Genomic DNA, 22,519 nt, shown 5'->3' with positions numbered 1-22,519 from the left:
TGACAGAGCCGCGCATGCACTATCAGCTCTATTACTGGACCGGCCTGCAAGGCCGTGGCGAGTTCGTGCGACTTGCCCTGGAGGATGCCGGCGCGGCCTATACCGATATGGCCCGCACCCACGGCGACGAGGTCATGACTGAGTTTCTGGAAGGCCAGCACGCGGGTGCACGACCGTTCGCACCGCCGTTTCTCAAGGCCGGCGACGTCGTGGTGGCGCAGGTCGCGGCAATCCTGCACTTCATCGGGCCGCAACTACAGCTCGTGCCCGATTCGGTCCCGCAGCGCCTGCAGGCTCTGCAACTGCAGATGACGATCGCCGATCTTGTCGCCGAGGTGCATGACACGCACCACCCGATTGCGACCGGCCTGTATTACGAAGACCAACGAGCCGAAGCGGCCAAGCGTGCAAAAGACCTGCGCGACAGCCGCCTGCCCAAATTTATGGGTTATTTCGAGCGGGTGTTGCAGCAGGCCGGTGGCATGCATGTGCTCGGCACGCACGCGTATGTGGATCTGTCGCTGTTTCAGTTGATCAGCGGGCTGGAATACATGTTCCCAAAGCGCATGGCGACACTTGCGCATCACGTGCCCGGCCTGAAGGCGCTGCAGCAACGCGTGGCAACGCGGCCGCGGATTGCCGCGTACCTCGCTTCGGATAGACGCGTGGCTTTCAACACGAATGGCATCTTCCGCCATTACCCGGAGTTGGATGCGGCATAGGCGCAAACGCAGCGCTGTTGCGTGATGGAGTGCAGCAGGGTTGGCGATTAGAGCGATATGTCGCTCGATCGCGTTATCGACCACCCACTGGCAGGCGAGTGGACGTAACCAGGTATGCCCCAGCGCTGCGTGCACATGCGACCTTGCCTGTGTCAAGACCTGCAAGGCCGCATCACATGCGGCCTTTATCCTTGCGTGATGAAAACGCAAGCGACCTCAGGGCCCTTGCAGCAGCGTGGTGCGAATCCGCTGCAACTGTGCCTTCACTGCAGCAGCTTGCGTTGGCCCCAGCCGCAGCAGCGCCTTCTGCCCTACCGACAACGCCTCCAGCGAGGCATCCGTAAAGCGGTATCGGCCACGTTCGTCACGTTGTAGCTCGATCGGCTGCTTCGGCTCAGGCGTGCGCAACAGGTGATCGATCACATCGATGACGCGGTCGTTGAAGTAACGATCCGGCGCACCCAGATCCGCATATGCCTGTTGGAATAACGGATAAAAGCGCACATAGCTGCGCGCCATGCTTTGCGCATCCACACTGGTAAATGCAGCCACGTAAGGCGCGTAGCGCGCCGCATTGGTCTGATCGATCACCTGGCGGTCGCCTGCGCTGGAGACCTGCAACTCGCCGGGCACCGGCTGCAGCACCAGGGCACGGCGGCTGATACTGGGCTGAGTGAGATTATCGATCATCACTACCACGCGTTCGATCAGGTGCTTGCGCAACACGATCGACAAGGCAGCGTCGTCCTTTACCAGCGCGAGCAGCGCTTGCCACGCGGCATCATCGCTTTGCGCCAATGCAGGAATCGCAGCATCGGCAGCATCGGCCGACGCTGCCGGCACCGGATGCCGTGGTTCGCTGCTCGCCGGTGCGGGTTGCGGGCTTACCGCCGCGGCTACCGCATTGGCGGTACGTGTGATCGGTGCGGGCAAGGTGGCCTCGGTGCCGGGCGGGCCGCCAAACAGCCACCAAGCGGCGCCGGCGATCACTGGGACCGCGAGCAACCATGGCCAGAGCGAAGATTTGCTTTGCATCGTGGAACTCCTGACATCGACAACATCCAAGGTACGACCGTGGGATGTCGCGGTGGTTCCATCGATTTTCGGCAGCGGCCCGTTTAACTGGGAAAGTCGGGGGCGCGATGCTCTTCCCGCATCCGGGACACCGCACCAGCCGGTCGCTGGCTGTTTTGTTGAAGGCCATGCGCATCCACCATCCAGCCACGTTCCTGCCCGGCCACCGTCGCGGAACGTGACGCAACATGGATGCCGCGCAGGAGCACAAAAAGACGGTCTTGCAGCGCGTCTGGCGATGGGGGCTGGCAAAGCCCCCTGCAGCAAACCTGCAGCGCCTTGCCTCTGCAATCGCCCCGGTTAGCCCGCGAAATCCAACCGCGCATTCACCCAGGCCGCAACGATGGCGGCTGCAACCTGATCGGCCTGCTTTGCCGGCATGCGCTTTTCGCGCACCAGCCAGGCGGCGGTATCTGCGCGCACCTTGGGCAACAGCGCGCGCACGGCTTTGCGCTCGGCTGCCGGCCAGTCGCTGTCCTCGGCGGACCACGCAGCAATCGCCTGATCCGGATCGTTGCCGTAGCGCTTGCGCAGGTCCGGCTGCAGATAGAGTAACGGCGACACTGCTGCGCGCAGCGCAATGATTCGCCACTCGGCGTAGCTGGCGTAGCGGATGGTGCCGGCATCCTTGCCCAAGGCTTCGAGCAACCCGGAGAAGCCGTCATCCAACTGCTTCCAGCTGGGCAGTGCGAACAGGCCACCAGGCGGCTCGCAGATCGGTGCGAAACTGTCGCGTGTCGAACCATACAAAGGCCCGAACGCATCGTAGGCCGGCTCGCCCACCGCGGCGAAGACGAAGCAATGCACGTATGGGCGCTGCGTACTGTCGTCGCGTTCGATCCACATGCGCAACAGCGTCAGCACGCGCTCTTGCTGTTGCATCGCGGGCGTCCCCTCCACATCGTCGAGCAAGGAGGCTGCAAATGTGTCCGTCTTGCGCAGCGCACTGCGCGCGCTGTCGAAACGCGACGTCGCCAATACCGCGTCCACGCCTGCGGCAGGCACGAATTGATGCAGATACGCCAACCACGCCGATGCCAGCGGCGCGTCGTAGCCCTGCAACTGGCGCGCTGCGTCCGCAGGCGCTTTCGGGACGCCGGCGATGATGCGGTCCAGCGTTTGCTGCTGGCCATTGAGCGCCTTGCTTAGTGCGTCGACCCTCGCCTTCAGGCTGCGCTGCAGGCAGTCATCCATCTTGGCGTCCTGCGCGCAGGCATTGCGCTGGCGCAGCCAAGCGCGCTGCTGATCGCGCACCGCAGCAACCGAGGTGCGCGGCGTGGTCTCCAGCACGCCGCGGTACGCCTCATCCAGCTGATCGTCGAGGTTGCCGAGCGCAGGCACTGCACACAGCCGCTTTTCCGCCGGCGTGCCCGCCTGCTTGCAATCGAATGAGGCCGACCATGCCGCGCCGGCGCTGAGCAACAACGCGCTACCCACAAGGCACTGCGCAATGCGCGAACGATAGGTCACTGCACTGCCTGCTTGCGTGCCGGCAGTAGCGACAAGAGCAGCAAGGTCGCCGCCAGCGCAACGTAGGCGCCGACGAACTGCCAGCTGATCACGCGCGCCAGGCCTTGCAGCGACCACGGCAAATAGATGCCGCCGCGCGGATCCACCGAATGGATCAATCCGAACAAGGTCAGCCCTGCAGCCACCAGCAAGAACACCGCGCCCCGTCGCAGACGTCCGTCGATCATCGCCGCCACCGTGGCGATCCACAGCATCGCGGTGATGATGAAGCCGTTGCCCAGCGCGAAGATCACCGCCAGCTCCGGCAGCCCGTGACCATCGACCTTGGTGGTCAGCGCCACCAGCTGATCCGGTGCGATCCAGCCCGGCGCCTTGATGGTCAGCAGGTACGCCACCGAGGGCAGAAAGCCCAGCACCATCGCACCGGCGTGCTGTTTGGGCGTGGCCTGGAACGCCTGCGTGGTGATGTCGATGGAGACGTACACAATGATCGGCGCCAACACTGCCAGCGGCAGCCATTGCACCAGCCCGCTGATCACCCCGAGCATGCCGCCGATACCGATGAACAACCCGGTCAGCAGCGTGTAACCGGAGCGCGCGCCCATGTGTTTGTACGCAGGCTGGCCGATATAGGGCGTGGTCTGCGCCACACCGCCGCATACGCCGGCCACCAGCGTGGCCAAGGCTTCCACCAGCAGGATGTCGCGGGTGCGGTAATCGTCGCCGGCCGCGCGCGCGCTTTCGCTGACGTTGATGCCGCCCACCACCATCAATAAGCCGAATGGCAGCAGCAACGGCAGGTACGCCACCGTGGCCGGCAGGCCGTCAATGAAGCCGAGATTCGGCAACGGCAGTACGATCTGCGGCGGATTCCACACCGGCACGGTAAAACCTGGCGCACCCAATCCCGCCAGGCCGAGCCCGTAATACAGCGCGGTGCCGATCAAAAATGCCACCAACACGCCAGGCAATTGGGTCGGCAGGCGGCCCTTGGCCAGCAGCACATACAGCAGCAAGCCCAGGGTGACGAAACCGGCGACCGGCGAACGCAGCGTTTCCAGTAGCGGCAACAAGCCCATCAGCACCAGCGCGATGCCGGCGATGGAACCGAGTAAGGCCGCACGAGGTAGTGCACGCGTCACTGCTTCGCCCACGAACGACAGCACCAGCTTGAGCAGGCCCATCACCACCAATGCGGCCATGCCGAGTTTCCAGGTGGCGATGGCGGCGGCTTGTGGGTCCAGCCCCTGCGCCTTGAAACCGGCGAATGCCGGACCGAGCACCAGCAGCGCCATGCCGATGCTGGTGGGCGCATCCAGGCCTAGCGGCATGGCGGTGACATCGTCGCGCCCGGTGCGTGCGGCCAGCCGCCGCGCCATCAAGGTGTACAGCAGGTTGCCCACCAGCACGCCGAATGCGGTGCCCGGGAACATGCGCCCGAAGACCACTTCGGCCGGGAACTGGAAGATGCCAACCAAGGCCATCGCGATGAAGCCGAGGATGGACAGATTGTCGACCACCAGGCCGAAGAAGCCATTGAGATCGCCAGCGACGAACCAGCGCGGCGGAGCCGCAGGACGCGAAGAAGGAGCCGACATGAGAACCAGGAAGCGTGGGGGTCGGCCGATGGTAGCTGCTGCACCGCAGGGGCGACAGCAATTGGATGGATCAGTGCGTCTTCGGCACTGGCCTTACATCGCGCGCGTCCAGTCGATCGCTGTCGGCAGCGTGAAGTGGATATCGTCACGAATCATTTCCCCCGCGTTTCCGCGCAGGGACGTATCGCGCGCCGCAGATGCTCACCGCGGCAGCCCCGCAGCCCGTGGTTTCGCGCCATCAGCCTGAAGCCTGCTGGCGGGACTGCGTGTTGTCGCGCACCATGTCGACGAACGCGCGCAAGGGCGCGGTCATCAGCCGGCTGGAGAAGTACAGCCGTGGGCCTTCGAACTGCGGCCACCAGTCGCGCAGTACCGGCATCAACGCGCCCGACTGCAGAAACGGATCGAGCCAGTTTTCGAAAGTTGCCACGACGCCACGGCCGCTGCACGCCAGGGCGATCGCTGCGGCCGCCGCATCCACGCCGATGATCAAGCGGCCCGGCGGATCGATCCTCAGCGTTTCATCGCCGCGCTCGAATTCCCATTCCACCAACGCCCCACTGGAAAAACGCAACCGGATGCACTCGTGTTCGATGAGGGTATGCGGCGCCAACGGCGTCCCCTTGTGCGCCAAATAGTGCGGCGCTGCTGCGTAGGCCAATCGTTGCGACGGCAATCCGATCGGCACGGCGATCATGTCCCGGGCCAGATACTCGCCGTAACGGATGCCCGCATCGCAGCCGGCGGCGGTGATATCCACAAGCCGGTCTTCGACCACGATTTCGACGCGCACATGCGGATGCAGCGTCAGGAAGCGGTCGATCAGCGGCGGCAGCATGTCGACCATGACCGCGCCGGTCACGTTCAACCGCAGCAGACCGCGCACCTGGTGTCGTGCATCGGCCACATCCTGCAGCGCGGCCCTGGCTTCGGTAAGAAGCGGGGACACCCGCTCGGCCAACCTGCGTCCTGCCTCGGTAGGCATCACGCTGCGCGTGGTGCGGATCAGCAGCGGCGCCCCGAGCTGTGCTTCGAGCTGGGCGATCTTGTCGCTGACGGTGGAGGGCGACAGCCCGAGCCGTCGGGCCGCCGTGCGGAATCCCCCGCCCTCCAGCACCGCCAGGAAGATGGCCAGGTCATCCAGCCGCAGCGCATCCACATTGTTCGCCATGGCGAACAGGCTATTCGCTTCCAGGTCGATTATCAAAGGCCGCCGCACAGCCCTATCGTCGTTGCGACAGACGGTGCGGGTGATGGGCATTGCGCCCTCGGCTCCGCGCATCCCTTCTCAACACAGCAGACAGGCATCAACCATGACAACCGGCATCTTGGGGATTCACCACGTGGGTATCGTCGTCCAGGACCTGGAGGCCAGCGCACGCTGGTATGCAGATCAGCTCGGCTTCCGACGCCTGCACGCCTTCGGTTTCCCGGGTGCCAAGGTCGTGTTCGTCGGGCTGGACAACCTGCGGCTCGAGCTCATCCAGACCGAAGGCGCCATGCCGATGGCGGCCGAACGCGCCGAGCGCCAGAGCAACATCAGGCTCGGCGGCATCAACCACCTCGCCATCGCGGTGGACGATCTGGACCGGACCATCGACCGTTTGCAGGCCAACGGCGTGGAGATCGCAGCGCCGCCCAGCGCCGTCCCGAACAGTGGCGGCGACCGCTTCGCCTTCATTCGCGACAACGAACGCATGCTGATCGAACTGTTTCAATCCGCAGCTTGATCGTACCCGGCGTAAGGCAATCATCGCCCCCGCAGCGCGCGCCTGCGGCGGCATGCAGCAGGGCGCACTAAGTTAAGTCAGGTCTTGACCGGACACACCAGCCCACTCAGAACGACACCTCCACCGCCTGCCGCGACCACAGCACCGATTGGTGACCGGTGGCCTGCTTCCACGCCAGCCGGATCGCTTCGATGTCGTTACGCCGTTGCGGGGTGTCTTCGTGCAGGATCACCAGCACCTTGGTTCCCAGCCGGTTCGGTTCCTTGGCGCCGCGGAACAACCATTGGCCGTAGGCGTCGAACACGGTCAGGCCATCCGGAAAGCGCGGGGTCACTTCCTTGTCCAGAAATGCGCGCCACTGGGTCTCATCAATGGTGCGGGTCTGCGGGCGGTCGGCCGGGCCGGTTTCTTCGCCCACGCCAAAATACAGCTCGCTGCGCACCCAACCGCGCGCCGCTGCTGGCCGCGCCGCGTCGCCCTGGAGGCTGGCGGTGGTTGAGCTCGGCGTGCCGCCGGGGGTGGTGGCGCAGGCGGACAGCGCCAACGTGGCGGCAAGCAGGCAGGACGGCAGCAACTTCATCGACTTCTCCACAACGGGTCTGGGGGCGGAACAGGGCTTTGGGGCAGGCTCATGCAAGGCCGATATGAGCTCATGCCACTGTGCGCGCACTGTGCCATCTCGCGCCGCCCTGAACAACGCGATAATATCTTTCCATCCGGATGAATGTGGACATCCGAACCCCTTTGCGCCCCAGCCCGGCCGGATGCCGAGCGCGCGGCGCGTGTCGTTCGCAAGTTGCAGGAGAACAGCATGACCCGCCCCACCCTTTCGGTTATCGGCCTGGCCATCGCCGCCGTGCTCAGCGCCAACGCGCAGGCCCAGCAGGCCGATGCCGGCGCCACCACGCTGGACACCGTGATTGTCACCGGCACCCGTGCCAGCGACCGCACCGTGCTGGAATCGACCGTGCCGGTGGACGTGCTCACCGCCGAAGACATCCGCAAGGCCGGCGTGGTCAATGGCGAACTTGGCAGTGCGCTGCAGGCGCTGCTGCCCTCGTTCAATTTCCCGCGCCAGTCCAACTCCGGCGGCGCCGACCATATCCGTGCTGCACAGTTGCGCGGGCTTTCGCCCGATCAAGTGCTGGTGCTGGTCAACGGCAAGCGCCGGCATACCTCGGCACTGGTCAATACCGACAGCAAGATCGGCAAGGGCACCACGCCGGTGGATTTCAATTCCATCCCGATCAACGCGATCAAGCGCATCGAAGTGCTGCGCGACGGTGCCGGCGCGCAATACGGCTCGGATGCGATTGCCGGTGTCATCAACGTGATCCTGGACGACAACCCGGAGCGCGGCGAGCTGGAAGCCAGCTTCGGCGCTTACAACACCGATGTAGAGCCGATCGATCGCCGCGTCACCGATGGCCAGACCAGCTATGCCAGCGCCAAGGTCGGCACGCTGCTGGGCGACGACGGCGGCTTCTTCAAGGTCGGCCTGGAACTGAAGAATCGTGAGGCCACCAACCGTGCCGGCTTCGACCAGATTCCGCCGTTCGAAGAACAGACCCCGGCCAATCTGGCACTAAAGGGCCAGCGCAATTACGTGCTCGGCGATGGGGCCACCAAGGGCCTGAATGCCTGGCTCAACACCAAGGTTCCCTTCAGCGCCAGCGGCGAGTTCTATGCGTTCGGTACCTACAACCAGCGCGATACCGAAGGCGCCAATTATTTCCGTTACCCGGACAGCAGCGCCAACTGGCGCGAGATCTACCCCAACGGCTACCGCCCGATTTCCGAAGGCGAGAATCGCGATCTGCAACTCGTGGCCGGCGCGCGCGGGCAATGGGGTGACTGGGATTACGACGCCAGCGTCAACTACGGCCGTAACGACTTCACCTACCGGCTGCGCAACTCGCTCAATGCCTCGTTGGGGCCCACCAGCACCACGCGCTTCAAGACCGGCGATTTCGCCTTCGCGCAGACCGTGGGCAACGTCGACCTGACCCGCGTCTTCGATGCCGCCGGTGCCACCCATACCTTCGGTACCGGTGCCGAGTTCCGCCGTGAGCAGTACCGCACCCATGCCGGCGACCCGGCAAGCTACGCGGCTGGCCCGTTCACCGATCGTCCCACCGGCTCGCAGGCCGGCGGCGGGCTCACCCCGCAGGACGAAGCCGACCTGTCCCGTAACGTGGCCAGCGCCTACGCCAATGTGTCCAGCCAGTTCGGCGACAAGTTCTCCACCGATCTGGCTGGCCGCTACGAGCATTACCAGGATTTCGGCAGCCAATGGACCGGCAAGCTGGCCGCACGTTATGCGTTCGATCCGGCCTTTGCGCTGCGTGGCGCCATCTCCAACAACGTGCGTGCGCCCTCGCTCAGCCAGATCGGTTACGAAGCCACCTCCACCGGTTATGACGCCGCCGGCCGCCTGACCCAGGGGCGCTTGCTGTCGGTCAACAACCCCATCGCGCGCGGCCTCGGCGCCACGGATCTCAAGCCGGAAAAGTCGGTCAACTACAGCCTGGGCTTCACCAGCAAGCTGGGCGATCACTTCGACCTGTCGCTGGACTTTTTCCAGATCGATATCGACGACCGCATCGCGCTGTCCGAAAACATCACCGGCGATGCGTTGACCAGCTTCGTGCAGCAGAACTACGGCGTCACCGGCGTACAGAGCGCCAGCTACTTCCTCAACGCTGCCGACACCCGCACCCGCGGCGCCGAGTTGGTCGCCAACTGGCGCCAGTACGCCTTCGGCGGCGATCTGTTGCTGACCGGCACCTACAGCTACGCCAAGACCGAACTGGAAAACATCATCGCCACCCCGGCGCAGGTGCTGGCATTGAACCCGGAGTACGTGCTGTTCGGCGTGGAAGAAAGCAACACGCTCACCGATGCCGCACCGCGCACGCGCGCCGCGCTTGCTGCCAACTGGAGCAACGAGCACTGGAACCTGCAAACGCGCGTGAACCGCTATGGCAGTGCTACCCGCGTGTTCGATTTCGGTGGCGGCTTCGTCCCACGCCAGACCTACGGCGCCGAATGGCAACTGGATCTGGAAGCCGAGTATCACCTGGGCACGCAGTGGACGCTGGCGATCGGCGGCCAGAACATTCTCGACAACTACTCGGACCGCTCCATCGACGACATCGCCTACTTCGGCAACCTGCCGTACGACGTGCTCTCGCCGATCGGTAGCAACGGCGCGTATTGGTACGGGCGGGTGCGCTACTCGTTCTGATACGGGATTGGAGAGTCGGGAGTCGGGATTGGCAAACGCAGCGCTGCTTGCGACTGCCCAATCCCGACTCCTCAGCCCCGCCGTTCCGTAACCTGAATCTCACACCCCATTGCGCACACTAGCGCAATGGCAGACGCGCATTCCCCCCTCTCGTCGCCGCCATTGCTGGACAATGCCTGCGCATTGTTTCTGGACGTGGATGGCACCCTTATCGACTTTGCCGACAGCCCCGAGGCAGTGCGGTTACTGCCCGAGGTGCGCGAGGCCATCGGCCTGCTGAGCGAGCGCCTCAACGGCGCCGTCGCACTGGTCAGCGGCCGGCCACTGGTCCAATTGGATGCCCTGTTCGCCCCGTTGCTGCTGCCGGCCGCCGGCCTGCACGGGCATGAACTGCGCAGCGATGTCGCTGCACGCGCAGCCATGCCGCAAGACACCTCCGAGTGGCTGCATGGCCTGCATCAACGTGCTACAGCGCTCACGCACCAACATCCGGGTGTGCTGGTCGAAGACAAAGGCGTCAGCGTGGCGCTGCACTGGCGCGCGCGGCCGCAGGCCGGCGCCGAGGTGCTCGCGTTCGCGCAGCAGGAAATCGCGCAACTCTCCGGCTACCGCCTGCAGCCCGGCGATCATGTAATCGAATTTGTTCCCGAGGGCAGCAATAAGGGCCTGGCGGTCGAACACCTGATGCAGCACAGCGTTTTTGCGGGACGCACGCCGGTGTTCGTGGGCGACGATCTCACCGACGAATTCGGCTTCGACGCCGCCAATCGGCTCGGCGGCTGGAGCGTGCTGGTGGGCGATCGCGCACAGACCAGCGCGCGCTTTCGCGTCGATGGCACCGCCAATGTCCACGCGTGGTTACAGCACAACGCACGCCGCCGCTAACCACCGCGCAACTTCTCTCACTTCAACAGGATCGTTTGTACTCCATGACCGAGCCAAACCTGGATCTGGGCGTCATCGGCAACTGTAGTTTTGGTGCATTGGTCGATCGGCAGGCTCGTGTGGTGTGGAGTTGCCTGCCGGCATTTGACGGCGATCCGGCCTTTTGCACGCTGCTCTCGCCCAAGACCGAAGGCGGCGACTTCGCCGTGGAACTGGAAGACTTCGTCGGCAGCGAGCAGCACTACCTGCCGAATACTGCCGTGCTGCGTACCGTGTTGCGCGACAGTAACGGCGGCGAAGTCGAAGTCATCGATTTTGCGCCACGCTGGCGCAACAACGGGCGCTTCTATCGGCCAGTGAGCATCATTCGCCAGATACGTCCGCTGAGCGGCAATCCGCGCATCATCGTGCGCGCCCGCCCGCTGGCCGACTGGGGTGGCCGCACGCCGGACACCACGTGGGGCAGCAATCATATTCGCTGGGTGTTGCCGGAATTCACCCTGCGCCTGACCACCGATGTGCCGGTGCGCTTCGTGCGCGATGGTTTGCCATTCGTGCTCAGCCACCCGGTCAATCTGGTGCTGGGTGTGGACGAATCGCTGACCCGTTCGCTCACCGGCTATGTGCAGGAAGCGCAGGAGCGCACCGAAGAATACTGGCGCGAATGGGTGCGTTATCTCTCCATTCCGCTGGACTGGCAGGAGGCAGTGATTCGCAGTGCGATCACGCTGAAGTTGTGCCAGTACGAAGACAGCGGCGCCATCATCGCGGCGATGACCACCTCGATCCCGGAAGCGCCCAATACCCCGCGCAACTGGGATTACCGCTATTGCTGGCTGCGCGATGCCGCCTTCGTGGTGCGTGCGCTCAACCGGCTTGGCGCCACCCGCACGATGGAGCAGTTCATCGGTTATATCTTCAACATCGCCACCGCCGACGGCACCATGCAGCCGCTGTACGGCATCGGTTTCGAATCGCAATTGGAAGAACACGAAGTCGCCACGATGGATGGCTACCGCGGCATGGGCCCGGTACGCCGCGGCAACCTCGCGTGGATCCAGCAGCAGCACGATGTCTATGGCAGCGTGGTGCTGGCGTCCACACAGCTGTTCTTCGACCTGCGCCTGAAGGATCAGGGCGATGCAGATACCTTCCGCCGCCTCGAGCCGCTAGGTGAGCGCGCCTATGCATTGCATAACGTGCCCGACGCTGGCCTGTGGGAATTCCGCGGCCGCGCCGAAGTGCATACCTATACCGCCGCAATGTGCTGGGCAGCATGCGATCGCTTGTCCAAGATCGCCGACAGGCTGGCGTTGCCCGAACGCATCACCTACTGGCGCGAGCGCGCAGACAGCATCCGCGAGCGCGTGTTGGACGAGGCCTGGAGCGACGAACACGGCCATTTCACCGATACGCTCGGTGGCCATCGGCTGGATGCATCGTTGTTGCTGTTGGCTGACATCGGCATCGTGGCCAACGACGACAGCCGCTTCGTTCGTACGGTTGAAGCGGTCGGTCGCGTGCTCAAGCATGGCGATGCGCTGTACCGCTACATTGCACCGGATGACTTCGGTGAGCCGGAAACCAGCTTCACCATTTGCACCTTCTGGTACATCGATGCGCTGGCGGCGATCGGGCGCAAGGACGAGGCGCGTGAATTGTTCGAGCGCATCCTTTCGCGCCGCAATCACCTCGGCTTGCTGTCGGAAGACCTATCGTTCGAAGACGGCGAAGCCTGGGGCAATTTCCCTCAGACCTATTCGCATGTTGGCTTGATCATTGCAGCGATGCGCTTGTCGCGGAGCTGGCAGGAGGCGTCATGAGTCGTTTGGTAGTGGTATCCAACCGTGTTGCAGTGCCCGGCGAAAATCGCGCTGGCGGCCTGGCCGTTGGCCTGTTGGCTGCGCTGAAAGAGCGCGGTGGCGTGTGGTTCGGCTGGAGCGGCAAGACGGTGCGCGGCGACAGCGGCGGCATGCACGAACAGACCGAAGGCGACATCACCTTCGTCACCATGGACCTCAACAAGCGCGACATCGACTCCTACTACAACGGCTTTGCCAACCGCACGTTGTGGCCGTTGCTGCACTTTCGCCTGGATCTGGTCGATTACGACCGCGCCACCCGCGAAGGCTATATGCGCGTCAATCGGCTATTTGCCGAAAAACTGGCGCCGCTATTGAAAGACAGCGACACCTTGTGGATCCACGATTACCACATGATTCCGCTCGGCGCGATGCTGCGTGAACTGGGGGTGGGCTGCAAGATGGGCTTCTTCCTGCATGTGCCGATGCCGTCGGCCGATCTCGTGCAGGCGATGCCCGATCACGCGCGGTTGTTCAGTACGTTCTATGCGTACGACCTGGTCGGCTTCCAGACCCAGCGCGATGCCGAACGTTTCAAGGCGTATGTACGCCTGTTCGGTGGCGGCCGCATTCTGGAAGGCGATCTGGTCGAAGGCCCGGGTGGACGGCGCTTCACGGCTTCGTCGTTCCCGATCGGTATCGACACCGACCTGATTGCCAATCAGGCAAAGGCGTCTGTCAGCAAGCAGGCGGTACGCGATCTGCGCGAGAGTCTGCGCGGGCGGCAGCTGGCCATCGGTGTGGATCGTCTGGATTATTCCAAGGGCCTGCCGGAACGCTTCCAGGGCTTCGAGCGCTATCTGGAGCGGTACCCGGATCAATCCGGCAGCCTGACCTATCTGCAGATCGCACCGGTCTCGCGCGGCGATGTCACCGAATACCGGCAATTGCGCAGCCAGCTCGAACAGATCGCCGGCCATATCAATGGTGGGCATGCGGGGCCGGACTGGACGCCGTTGCGCTACGTCAACCAGAACTTCAGCCACGCAACGTTGACCGGTTTCTATCGCGCTGCATCGGTAGGCCTGGTGACACCGCTGCGCGATGGCATGAACCTGGTCGCCAAGGAATTCGTCGCCGCGCAGGACCCTGAAAATCCGGGTGTGCTGGTGCTTTCATTGCTGGCCGGCGCGGCCGACGAAATGAAGGAGGCGCTGCTGGTCAATCCGCATGATCTGGACGGCGTGGCCGACGCGATTGCGACAGCAGCGAGCATGCCGCTGGCAAGCCGCATCGAACGCTGGCACGCAATGATGGATCACTTGCGCAAGAACAACATCAACCATTGGCGCCAGCGCTATCTAGAAGCGCTTTCCGAGGTCTAGACATCACCCTTCTTCCACCGGGACATTGTCCCCCTTGATGCGGGAGAAGGTGCGCGAAGGGTGGAGGCGGGTGCGGCCGCCAGTGACCGATGACGCTGTGCGCTTTCCGCAACAAAGCGCATCCTGACGCCGACGCAGCAAGCGCTTGCCAAGTCCGATAGAAACGACCGTGCCTGCAAAGGTAGGAAAACGTCGGACGTCGACAGTGTTCAGTTGCAGTCGACACGGCAGTCGCTGGGCAACACCGCCTGCGCTGTTACGCCCTGCCCTACAGTCGCGGGCGTGATCAATAGCAGCGAATGTCCAACCCAGGTCTATCAACACACCTGGCAGCAGATGGTGCCAAGTGCTCGAAATCTGCATGTTTTGGCTGTGCCAGACATGCAGGCTGGAACGCTGGTTCCTATTCCGTCACGGACAAAGGGCGCTCAGGGGTCTAAAATATTCACATGATTAGCGCTGAGGACCCTGGGAGGGGCTGCGCGTTCATAGCGTTCGATGTTCGTATTTAGATTGCGGCCGCGTCTTCGCCGCCTGCGATCTGTCTCCCTCCACGACTCGCCACCGCTCGCCGGTGCCTGAGTCCTTCCTGACATCTCAAAATGACTGATCAATCCTCAAAACGTCGGCTAGGCACCTGGTTGCTGGTGGCCTATGCAGTGGTGATCGCCGTGCTCGGTGCGGTGCTCGCCTACGAAGGTGGCCGCCTGGTAGCCGTCGGTGGCTCCTGGTATTACCTGATCGCGGGTATCGCCCTGTTCCTGGCGGGCGTCTTGCTCGCGCTGGGCAAGCGTGCCGGTCTGTGGCTGTTTGGCGCGACCTTGGCCGGTACCATTGCCTGGGCGCTATGGGAAGTGGGCCTGGATGGCTGGGGTCTGGTACCGCGCCTGGCGATGATGTCGGTGCTCGGTCTGCTGTTGCTGCCGTTCTGGGGCGTGGCGCGTCGGCGCATGTCGCCGCTACCCGGTGCCGGCTATGCGCTGGTGACCGGCGTGCTGCCGATCCTGGGTGCCGCGCTGATCCTGTGGCCGCTGCTGATGCCGCGCAATGTCGAACTGGCCGATGCCTCCAAGCTGCCGGCGGACAGCGCGACAGCCTTCAGCCGCGGCACCGTGCCCAGCCCCGACGGCAACGTCGCGGCCAATCACGACGCCAGCAACTGGACCGCCTATGCCGGCTCCAACCTGTCCAACCACTACACGCCCGGTGCGCAGATCACCCCGGACAACGTGAAGAACCTCAAGGTGGCCTGGGAATTCCATACCGGCGACCTGAAGCCGGCCGGCTCTAAGCTGGGCTACGCCTTCCAGAACACCCCGCTCAAGATCGGCGACCTGCTCTACATCTGCACCCCCACCCAGAAGGTGATTGCGGTGGAAGCGGCCAACGGCAAGGAGCGCTGGCGCTTCGATCCGCAGACCAACCCCAAGGCGATGGCTGGCGTTGCTGCCACCACCTGCCGTGGTGTGTCGTATTACCAGGCGCCCGAGGGCACCGCCGAGTGCCCGACCCGGATCTTCTGGCCGATGGTCGATGGCCGCCTCGGCGCGCTGGACGCGCAGACCGGCAAGCTCTGCACCAGCTTCGGCAACAACGGCTATGTCGATCTGAATGCCGGTACCGGCAACACCAAGCCGGGCTTCGTCGGCCCGACCTCGCCGCCGGTGGTGATGCGCGGGGTGGTGATCCAGCCGACCGGCCAGGTCCGCGATGGTCAGGAAGGCGATGCGCCGTCGGGCGTGGTGCGTGGCTTCGACGCGCTCACCGGCCAGCTGCGCTGGGCCTGGGACCTTGGCAACCCGGCGATCACCGCCGAGCCGCCGGCCGGCCAGACCTACACCCGTTCGACCCCGAACGTCTGGTCGCTGATGTCCGCCGACGATGAGCTCGGCCTGGTCTACCTGCCCACCGGCAACGCCTCCGGCGACTTCTTCGGCAAGGGCCGCACCCCGCAGGACGAGGAATACACCGCCTCGCTGGTTGCGGTGGATGCCGCCACCGGCAAGGAGCGCTGGCACTTCCGTACCGTCAACCACGATCTGTGGGATTATGACATCGGTCCGCAGCCGAACCTGGTCGATTGGCCGATTGCTGGCGGCGGTACGCGTCCTGCGGTGATCCAGGCCACCAAGTCCGGCCAGGTGTTCGTGCTGGACCGCGCCACCGGTGCCCCGCTCATGCCGGTCAGGCAGATCGCCGTGCCGCAGGGCACCGATCACGGCGACTGGACCGCGGCCACTCAGCCGATTTCGCCAGGCATGCCCAACACCGTGGGCGCGCCGAGCCGTGAGTACGAGACCATCATCGAATCCGATGCCTGGGGCATGACCCCGTTCGACCAGTTGGCCTGCCGCATCCAGTTCAAGCAGCTGCGTTACGAAGGCATGTTCACCCCACCGACCTTGCAGGGCTCGTTAGCCTTCACCGGCAACCACGGCGGCATCAACTGGGGCGGCGTGTCGGTGGATCTGCAGCGCGGCATCATGGTCATGAACAGCAATCGCCTGCCCTACACCTTGCAGGTCTATACCCGCGAGAAAATGAACGAGCTGGGCGTGGTCTCGGTGTTCGACGGCAAGAGCAAGACGCCCGGCTATATGGCACAGAAGGGCCTGGCCTATGGCGCGCGCAAGGAACCGTGGATGTCGCCGCTCAACACGCCGTGCGTGGCACCGCCGTGGGGCTACATCGCCGGTGTGGACCTGCGCACGCAGCAGGTGCTGTGGCGCCGTCCGCTGGGCACCGGTTACGACCAGGGTCCGATGGGCATCCCGTCCAAGACCAAGTTCGAGATCGGCACGCCCAACAACAGCGGCTCGCTGGCCACCGCCGGCGGCGTGACCTTCATCGGCGCGACCCTGGACGACTTCATGCGCGGCTTCGACACCCGCACCGGCAAGCAGGTCTGGGAGACCCGTGTCCCCGCCGGCCCCCAGGCAGCGCCGATGAGCTACACCATCAACGGCAAGCAGTACATCGTGGCTGCCGTCGGTGGACACGACCGCATGGAAACCAAGTCGGGCGACAGCGTCATCGCCTGGGCTCTGCCGGACGATGCGCAGGCCGCGCCTGCCAAGTAATGGCGGCGCTCGACGTGTCGTGCAGCCAGGAGGTGTGCTGGTCCGCAGAACCGCATGCCGTCAGCACTGCGTCGGCCACCGCGCATCATCCGCCTAGCGGCGGTCTGACCCTCGGCTAGCGCGCCGTCGGCCCTGCGCTGACGGATGCACTCGATAAAACCGGTCGTCGCGAGACGGCCGGTTTTTTGTGGGTGAATCTCACGATGCGATTGAACAGGTGGTGCGAAGCAAATGCTCCCGCACAGGCGTCTAAGGCGCGGCCACCGCACTGTCGCTGACTGGTCTGAGCGTCGGACCTCGCTGCGCTACGCAGCCATCCAGCCGGCGATTCCATGCAGCGGAGTGGGCGTCCGACAGCATCGCGCGCGTCGTCGATAACCGAGCCATCACCACCCTTGAAGGGGCGCGTCCGCGACAGACGGCACGTCGCCCGAGCTGCCGGGTGTTCGCCGTAAGGGTCTATTTTTCACTCAGAATTTACAATCAAATTGGCGTTTCAGGCGCCTGATCACGTCCAGTGTACATACACGGCCTCACCGAAATCGCTTCCATATCAATGACATCAAGGTTTTTCGGGACCTGAGTGTCACATTCGGACGAACGGCGCCTTCACACCTTCATTATTCGGGCTCAGCCGCCGATACCACACTGCAGCCCACGGACTGCCGGATACCGCTCCCTATATCAGACCCCTCAGTCGGACTCAGCCTATGGTGCCCCCACGCGATGCCGCCCTCGTTGCCCAACCGCCTGCCGGTCGACACGTTGCGCGCACCACCTGGACTGCATGGCTGCCTGCCGCTGCACACATCGGGCTGCTGGCTTTGCTCACCTGGTACGCCGCCACGCTGTTGCCCGGCGGCTTTCTGAGCGGGCTAGGACGCTTGCTGCCCGCCCTGCTGGTGCTGGGCGCGGCAAGCGCCGGCCTCTGGTGGTGGGCGCGCCGGCGTCACGCTGCGCAGCTGCAGCAAGCCGTGCGCACGGCGGTGGCAATCGGCGAAGGGCGCTCCCAGCGTCTGGACCTGCGCAACGCCTCCGGCGAACTCGCACCGCTGCTGCATGCGCTGCAGGATGCCCAGGACAAGCTCGCCATCCGTATCGATGTGATGGAACAAGGCCTGCGCCATGGCCAGTTCGTGATCAAGGCGCTCGACGATCTGGACACCATGATCCGCATCGCAGACGACGATGGCCAGGTGTTGTTCGCCAACCGCAAGCTGCTCGCCATGCTCAAGCTGATCGAGCCGGATGTGCAGAGCTTCCGTCCCACCTTCCACGCCGAAGGCTTCGTCGGCGGCAGCATCGGCGACATCTATCCGGACAGCCAGGCTGCGATCGATCGCATGCGCGCATTGAACGCCTCAAAAGCCGTGCGTGCGCCGTTCTTTGGCCGCCAGATCGACTTCGTCTACAGCCCGATCATTGCCGCCGATGGCAGCAAACTTGGCACCATCGCGCAGTGGATGGACGTCACCGCGCAGGTCAACGCGGAGCAGGCGCTGATCCAGATCATCGACGACGCCGCCGCCGGCGATTTCAGCCATCGCATGCAGATCGATGGCATGGATGGCGTGCTGTCAACCCTGGCGCAAGGCATCAACCGCATCTACGACTCGGTGGAAATTCATCTGAGCGCGTTGGCCCGCGTGATCGCTGCGCTGGCCGAAGGTGACCTCACCCAGCGCGTGGACGGCGATGCGCATGGCATCTTCGCGCGTCTGCGCGACGACACCAACCAGACCGTCACCCGCCTGACCGAAATCATCGGCGGCATCCAGAGCGCATCGGACACCATTGGCCAGGCCGCAGTGGAAATCGCCGCCGGCAACACGGACCTGTCCGAACGCACCGAGCAGCAGGCGGCCAACCTGGAAGAAACCGCAAGCTCGATGGAAGAGCTCACCTCCACCGTGAAGCAAAACGCCGAGAACGCACTGCAAGCCAATCGCCTGGTCGTAGGTACCGGCGAAGTGGCGCAGAGTGGCGGCCAGGTGATGGACGACGTGGTCGCCACCATGGGCCAGATCAGCACTGCCTCGCGCAAGATCGGCGAGATCATCGGCGTCATCGACAGCATCGCGTTCCAGACCAATATCCTGGCGCTCAACGCTGCGGTAGAAGCCGCACGTGCCGGCGAACAGGGCCGCGGTTTTGCCGTGGTGGCATCGGAAGTGCGTGCGTTGGCAAGGCGCTCGGCCGATGCGGCCAAGGAAATCAAGACGCTGATCGCCGATTCCACCGACAAGGTGGAGCTGGGTTCGGGCCTGGTGCACCGCGCCGGCGCGACCATGCGCGAGATCGTCGGCTCGGTCAAACACGTCACCGACATCATGAGCGAGATCACCTCGGCCAGTGCCGAGCAATCCAGCGGCATCGAGCAGGTCAACCGCACGGTCGCGCAGCTGGACGAAGTGACCCAACGCAATGCCGCGCTGGTGGAAGAAGCCACCGCCGCCGCGCGCAGCCTGGAAGAACAGGCCGTGCAACTGGCCGATGCAGTGTCGATCTTCCGCCTGCAGCCTGCGCACAGCGGCAACCCGAATGGCGTGCGCGCACGTTTCAAAAGCGCGGCGGCATAAGACGCCAGCACAGCGCATCGCACATCACCGTGGGAGCGCCCTCGGGCGCGAGGAAGCATTGCCGGTAAGGCCGCCTGCGCACAGATGCGCTCCTACGCGGAGATGGCTTGCCGGCAGTGAGGGTCAATCCAGAAACCGCGTGCGCTGCTCGGGTGTGGGCAGCATGCAGTGCTCGGTCCGGCCGAACCAGCGATAGCGGTTGCGTGCGATCAGGCGGTAACCGATATCGCGCAGGCCGCGTGGCACCACGCGCAACACGGTGACCACGCGCCACAAGCCACCCAATCCCGCCAGCACGCGCACGATGGCATCGCTGTCGGTCCATGCTCCGGTATCGTCCACCAGCAGAAACGACAACGGATCATCGGGATCCAGCCCATGCTGCAGCAGCAGCGTGCGCCCGGCTTGCCCCTGCATCGCGGCAAAGCGATAACGCCTGCGCCGATCGTGGCGCAGCAGGAACTTGACCCAGCCATTGCACAGCAGGCACACGCCATCGAACACGATGGTGGCCGGCGCACTGCGCATATCAACCTGCGGCGATTGAACCTGGCTCAAGCCAACCCTCGTAGCGAATGAACGGCCCCACCAGCGGCAGGTGCACGTCGACGAAAAATCCATAGCGGCCGGTGTCGGCATGTTCCCGGCAACGCACCTGCTCGAACCAGCGCGCGGGTAGCGGAATCACGCCGAACGCCCACACGCGCGTGGCCTGCCAGTACAACGCGTCGGCATCGGCACGTAGCGCGAATTCGAAACGTACCGCCCCCAGGTGCTCGCGCAGTGCGCCGCCCTGCCGCCATAACCGCGAATACATCGGCAACCCAGCAAACCGCCGATGCCAACGCTCGCCGTGCGCGTCGACCAGAAATTCCACCTCGACATCCACCTCGCCACTGCGCGGCAACCGGCTCAACAGCGCCAGCAACGGTACCAAGGCGTGGCGGCCGCGCTGGATCTGCGCCGTTCCTACAAAGGTCTGCCGCTGCTGCACCGAATGCAGCGCACGCACCGGCGCAGGCAGCTGCGCAAACGCAGCCTGGCCCACTACCTGCGCAAACAACGGCGTGCTCAGGGCGTGATCCAGGCCAGCGTAGCCATGCGTCCGCTGCGACGATCGCGGCGATGCGAAAAGAAGCGTTGCGGATCGGAAATGGTGCACAGCCCGCCGCCATGGATCGCATTGGCTGGCACGCCGGCACGCAGCAGGCGCTGGCGCGCCAGCGCATACAGATCCACCCGCCAATGCCCCGGCCGCGTGGCGCTGAAGGCGGCCTGCGCTTGTGCATCGTCGGCGACGAAGGCGTCGAACACGTCCTGACCGATTTCATACGCCTGCGGTCCGGCTGCCGGCCCCAGCCATGCGATCAGCCGCGACGCAGGCGTGCGCATGGCGGCCACGCTGCGCTCCAGCATGCCATCGGCCAACCCGCGCCAGCCGGCATGCGCGGCGGCCACTTCGCTGCCGTCGGCGGCAGCGAACACGACCGGCAGGCAATCGGCGGTGAGGATCGCCAGCACCACGCCAGGCACCGACGTCACTGCAGCATCGGCCACCGGTTCGCGCGCGCCGGGTGGCTGATTCGCTGCGCCACCCGTTGGCCCGGGCGCAGCCGGTGGTGGGTCTACCCGCACCACGTCCACACCGTGCACCTGTCGCAGCCAGTGCGGCACGCTCGGCAACGCCAGCGCCTGGACCAGCTGTGCCCGATTGCGCTCCACCTGCTCGGGCGTATCGCCATCGGCACTGTTGCGATTGCCGAGGTTGAGCGTGTCGAACGGCGCCAGCGAGCCGCCCAGCCCATGCCGCAGCGTGGTCAGCGCGCGGATACGCGGCGGCGCTGGCCAGTCCGCCGGCAGGATGAAGGGCGCGGGCACGGCCACCTCAGCGGCGTGCCATCTCGGCTGCGCGTGCGCTGTCCTCGCGCAGCGCGGTCATCAGGCGCTGCAGATCGGCCGGCACCGGCGCGCTGGCGCGGACCGGTTCGCCGCTGACCGGATGCAGGAATTCCAGGGTTTCGGCATGTAGCGCCTGGCGCTTGAAGGTACGCAGTTCGTGCACCAGCTCGTCGGTGGCACCCTTGGGCAGCTTGAGCGCGCCGCCGTACAGCGGGTCGCCGACGATCGGTGATTTCAGGTGCGCCATGTGCACGCGGATCTGATGGGTGCGCCCGGTTTCCAGCCGGCACTCCAGCGCGGTGTGCGCGCGGAAGCGCTCGCGCAGGCGGTAATGGGTCACCGCATCGCGGCCGTCGTCGCGTACCGCCATCTTCAGGCGGTCGCGCGGGTGACGGTCGATCGGCGCATTGGCGGTGCCGCCGGAGACCAGCGCACCGACCACGACCGCCAGATACTGGCGATGCACGTCACGCGCAGACAGCTGCTCCACCAACGCGGTCTGCGCCTGCACGGTACGCGCCACCACCATTACGCCACTGGTGTCCTTGTCCAGGCGGTGCACTACACCAGCGCGCGGCACCGCCGCCAGCGCCGGGTCCCGGAACAGCAGCGCGTTGACCAGGGTGCCATCCGGATTGCCGGCGCCCGGATGCACCACCAGGCCGGCCGGCTTGTCGATCACCAGCACCTGCTCGTCTTCGTACAGCACGCTCAGCGGGATGTCCTGCGGCGCGGCGTGGGTCTGGGTTTCCAGCACCACCTGCACCTGCACGCTTTCGCCGCCGCGCAAGGTGTCGCGTGGGCGCGCCATGGCGCCATCCAGCAGCGCGTCGCCGGACTTGATCCACTCCGACAGCCGCGAGCGCGAGAATTCGGGGAACAGCTCGGCCAGCACCGCATCGAACCGGCGTCCGGCGGCGTTATCGGGCACGATCGCCTGGCGGATGGACGGGTCGAGGGGGGCGGCAGATGGGTCGGACATGGACACGGGCACTCAGGCAAAAGCGGGAATTTGGGGGTCCGGGCGGCAAGAGTCAGTCGCCGGACA

Annotated in this window: 17 protein-coding genes; 8 read left to right on the top strand and 9 right to left on the bottom strand. The window is 64.9% G+C overall.

Features of this window, described 5'->3' with window-relative positions; translation table 11 throughout:
* Positions 1–14 precede the first annotated feature (14 nt).
* Positions 15–722 (top strand): glutathione S-transferase, encoded by a 708-nt coding sequence (locus M0D43_RS16820; RefSeq protein ID WP_252162291.1) that lies wholly within the window; start codon positions 15–17, stop codon positions 720–722.
* A gap of 216 nt (positions 723–938) precedes the next feature.
* Here the strand turns inward: M0D43_RS16820 and M0D43_RS16815 are convergent, their stop codons facing one another.
* The 4 genes from M0D43_RS16815 to M0D43_RS16800 form a co-directional block, all read right to left on the bottom strand.
* Positions 939–1,757 (bottom strand): DUF3014 domain-containing protein, encoded by an 819-nt coding sequence (locus M0D43_RS16815; RefSeq protein ID WP_252162290.1) that lies wholly within the window; start codon positions 1,755–1,757, stop codon positions 939–941.
* A 339-nt stretch (positions 1,758–2,096) separates the two neighbouring features.
* Positions 2,097–3,266, bottom strand: a complete 1,170-nt coding sequence (locus M0D43_RS16810) for a lysozyme inhibitor LprI family protein (protein WP_252162289.1) — start codon at positions 3,264–3,266, stop codon at positions 2,097–2,099.
* Positions 3,263–4,864 carry a hypothetical protein gene (locus M0D43_RS16805; protein ID WP_252162288.1) on the bottom strand — a complete coding sequence of 534 codons (1,602 nt, stop codon included), beginning with the start codon at positions 4,862–4,864 and terminating at the stop codon, positions 3,263–3,265. The genes M0D43_RS16810 and M0D43_RS16805 overlap by 4 nt, the downstream gene beginning before the upstream one ends.
* Positions 4,865–5,102: 238 nt before the next feature.
* Positions 5,103–6,125 carry a LysR substrate-binding domain-containing protein gene (locus M0D43_RS16800; protein WP_260807388.1) on the bottom strand — a complete coding sequence of 341 codons (1,023 nt, stop codon included), beginning with the start codon at positions 6,123–6,125 and terminating at the stop codon, positions 5,103–5,105.
* Here M0D43_RS16800 and M0D43_RS16795 point away from each other — a divergent pair.
* A complete protein-coding gene (locus M0D43_RS16795) occupies positions 6,118–6,594 on the top strand; it encodes a VOC family protein (RefSeq protein WP_252162286.1) in 477 nt (158 codons plus the stop codon). The genes M0D43_RS16800 and M0D43_RS16795 overlap by 8 nt on opposite strands.
* A 106-nt stretch (positions 6,595–6,700) precedes the next feature.
* Here M0D43_RS16795 and M0D43_RS16790 read toward each other — a convergent pair whose 3' ends face one another.
* Positions 6,701–7,174: a DUF3574 domain-containing protein gene (locus M0D43_RS16790; protein ID WP_101361853.1), complete on the bottom strand. Its 474-nt coding sequence runs from the start codon at positions 7,172–7,174 to the stop codon at positions 6,701–6,703.
* Between the two features lie 231 nt (positions 7,175–7,405).
* Here M0D43_RS16790 and M0D43_RS16785 point away from each other — a divergent pair, with 231 nt between their 5' ends.
* The 6 genes from M0D43_RS16785 (at position 7,406) to M0D43_RS16760 (ending at position 19,572) form a co-directional block, all read left to right on the top strand.
* Positions 7,406–9,841: a TonB-dependent receptor plug domain-containing protein gene (locus M0D43_RS16785; RefSeq protein ID WP_260807386.1), complete on the top strand. Its 2,436-nt coding sequence runs from the start codon at positions 7,406–7,408 to the stop codon at positions 9,839–9,841.
* Positions 9,842–9,967: 126 nt separating this feature from the next.
* Complete coding sequence (otsB, locus tag M0D43_RS16780) at positions 9,968–10,726, top strand: trehalose-phosphatase (protein ID WP_260807385.1); 759 nt, start codon at positions 9,968–9,970, stop codon at positions 10,724–10,726.
* A 44-nt stretch (positions 10,727–10,770) separates the two neighbouring features.
* Positions 10,771–12,549 carry a glycoside hydrolase family 15 protein gene (locus M0D43_RS16775; RefSeq protein WP_252162283.1) on the top strand — a complete coding sequence of 593 codons (1,779 nt, stop codon included), beginning with the start codon at positions 10,771–10,773 and terminating at the stop codon, positions 12,547–12,549.
* A complete protein-coding gene (gene otsA / locus M0D43_RS16770) occupies positions 12,546–13,913 on the top strand; it encodes an alpha,alpha-trehalose-phosphate synthase (UDP-forming) (protein ID WP_252162282.1) in 1,368 nt (455 codons plus the stop codon). The genes M0D43_RS16775 and otsA overlap by 4 nt, the downstream gene beginning before the upstream one ends.
* 641 nt (positions 13,914–14,554) lie before the next feature.
* Positions 14,555–16,993 (top strand): glucose/quinate/shikimate family membrane-bound PQQ-dependent dehydrogenase, encoded by a 2,439-nt coding sequence (locus tag M0D43_RS16765; RefSeq protein WP_260808284.1) that lies wholly within the window; start codon positions 14,555–14,557, stop codon positions 16,991–16,993.
* Positions 16,994–17,703: 710 nt separating this feature from the next.
* A complete protein-coding gene (locus M0D43_RS16760; protein WP_252162281.1) occupies positions 17,704–19,572 on the top strand; it encodes a methyl-accepting chemotaxis protein in 1,869 nt (622 codons plus the stop codon).
* A 123-nt stretch (positions 19,573–19,695) separates the two neighbouring features.
* Here the strand turns inward: M0D43_RS16760 and M0D43_RS16755 are convergent, their stop codons facing one another.
* From M0D43_RS16755 to rluD, 4 genes are read right to left on the bottom strand one after another with little or no spacing between them, the layout of a single operon-like run.
* Positions 19,696–20,100: a thiol-disulfide oxidoreductase DCC family protein gene (locus tag M0D43_RS16755; protein ID WP_252165102.1), complete on the bottom strand. Its 405-nt coding sequence runs from the start codon at positions 20,098–20,100 to the stop codon at positions 19,696–19,698.
* A 1-nt stretch (position 20,101) separates the two neighbouring features.
* Entirely contained in the window at positions 20,102–20,647 is a 546-nt protein-coding gene (locus tag M0D43_RS16750) for a DUF4166 domain-containing protein (protein WP_252165101.1), read from the bottom strand.
* A complete protein-coding gene (gene pgeF / locus M0D43_RS16745; RefSeq protein WP_252162280.1) occupies positions 20,644–21,456 on the bottom strand; it encodes a peptidoglycan editing factor PgeF in 813 nt (270 codons plus the stop codon). Before pgeF ends, M0D43_RS16750 begins: the two co-directional genes overlap by 4 nt.
* A 1-nt stretch (position 21,457) precedes the next feature.
* Positions 21,458–22,453, bottom strand: coding sequence for a 23S rRNA pseudouridine(1911/1915/1917) synthase RluD (gene rluD / locus M0D43_RS16740; RefSeq protein WP_260807382.1), 996 nt, complete (start codon positions 22,451–22,453; stop codon positions 21,458–21,460).
* Between the last annotated feature and the right edge of the window lie 66 nt (positions 22,454–22,519).

Origin of the sequence: Xanthomonas prunicola (genome assembly GCF_025266575.1) — a bacterium.
Lineage (GTDB): Bacteria > Pseudomonadota > Gammaproteobacteria > Xanthomonadales > Xanthomonadaceae > Xanthomonas > Xanthomonas prunicola.
This window is presented reverse-complemented; position numbering and strand designations above follow the sequence as displayed.

What these genes read in the sequence shown, in the direction of transcription:
- otsB (WP_260807385.1), top strand. Translation starts at nt 9,968, where the DNA reads ATGGCAGACGCGCATTCCCCCCTCTCGTCGCCGCCATTGCTGGACAAT.
- M0D43_RS16805 (WP_252162288.1), bottom strand. Translation starts at nt 4,864, where the DNA reads ATGTCGGCTCCTTCTTCGCGTCCTGCGGCTCCGCCGCGCTGGTTCGTC.
- M0D43_RS16785 (WP_260807386.1), top strand. Translation starts at nt 7,406, where the DNA reads ATGACCCGCCCCACCCTTTCGGTTATCGGCCTGGCCATCGCCGCCGTG.
- M0D43_RS16755 (WP_252165102.1), bottom strand. Translation starts at nt 20,100, where the DNA reads ATGCGCAGTGCGCCGGCCACCATCGTGTTCGATGGCGTGTGCCTGCTG.
- M0D43_RS16790 (WP_101361853.1), bottom strand. Translation starts at nt 7,174, where the DNA reads ATGAAGTTGCTGCCGTCCTGCCTGCTTGCCGCCACGTTGGCGCTGTCC.
- M0D43_RS16760 (WP_252162281.1), top strand. Translation starts at nt 17,704, where the DNA reads ATGGTGCCCCCACGCGATGCCGCCCTCGTTGCCCAACCGCCTGCCGGT.
- M0D43_RS16795 (WP_252162286.1), top strand. Translation starts at nt 6,118, where the DNA reads ATGGGCATTGCGCCCTCGGCTCCGCGCATCCCTTCTCAACACAGCAGA.
- otsA (WP_252162282.1), top strand. Translation starts at nt 12,546, where the DNA reads ATGAGTCGTTTGGTAGTGGTATCCAACCGTGTTGCAGTGCCCGGCGAA.
- M0D43_RS16775 (WP_252162283.1), top strand. Translation starts at nt 10,771, where the DNA reads ATGACCGAGCCAAACCTGGATCTGGGCGTCATCGGCAACTGTAGTTTT.
- M0D43_RS16800 (WP_260807388.1), bottom strand. Translation starts at nt 6,125, where the DNA reads ATGCCCATCACCCGCACCGTCTGTCGCAACGACGATAGGGCTGTGCGG.
- rluD (WP_260807382.1), bottom strand. Translation starts at nt 22,453, where the DNA reads ATGTCCGACCCATCTGCCGCCCCCCTCGACCCGTCCATCCGCCAGGCG.
- M0D43_RS16820 (WP_252162291.1), top strand. Translation starts at nt 15, where the DNA reads ATGCACTATCAGCTCTATTACTGGACCGGCCTGCAAGGCCGTGGCGAG.
- M0D43_RS16815 (WP_252162290.1), bottom strand. Translation starts at nt 1,757, where the DNA reads ATGCAAAGCAAATCTTCGCTCTGGCCATGGTTGCTCGCGGTCCCAGTG.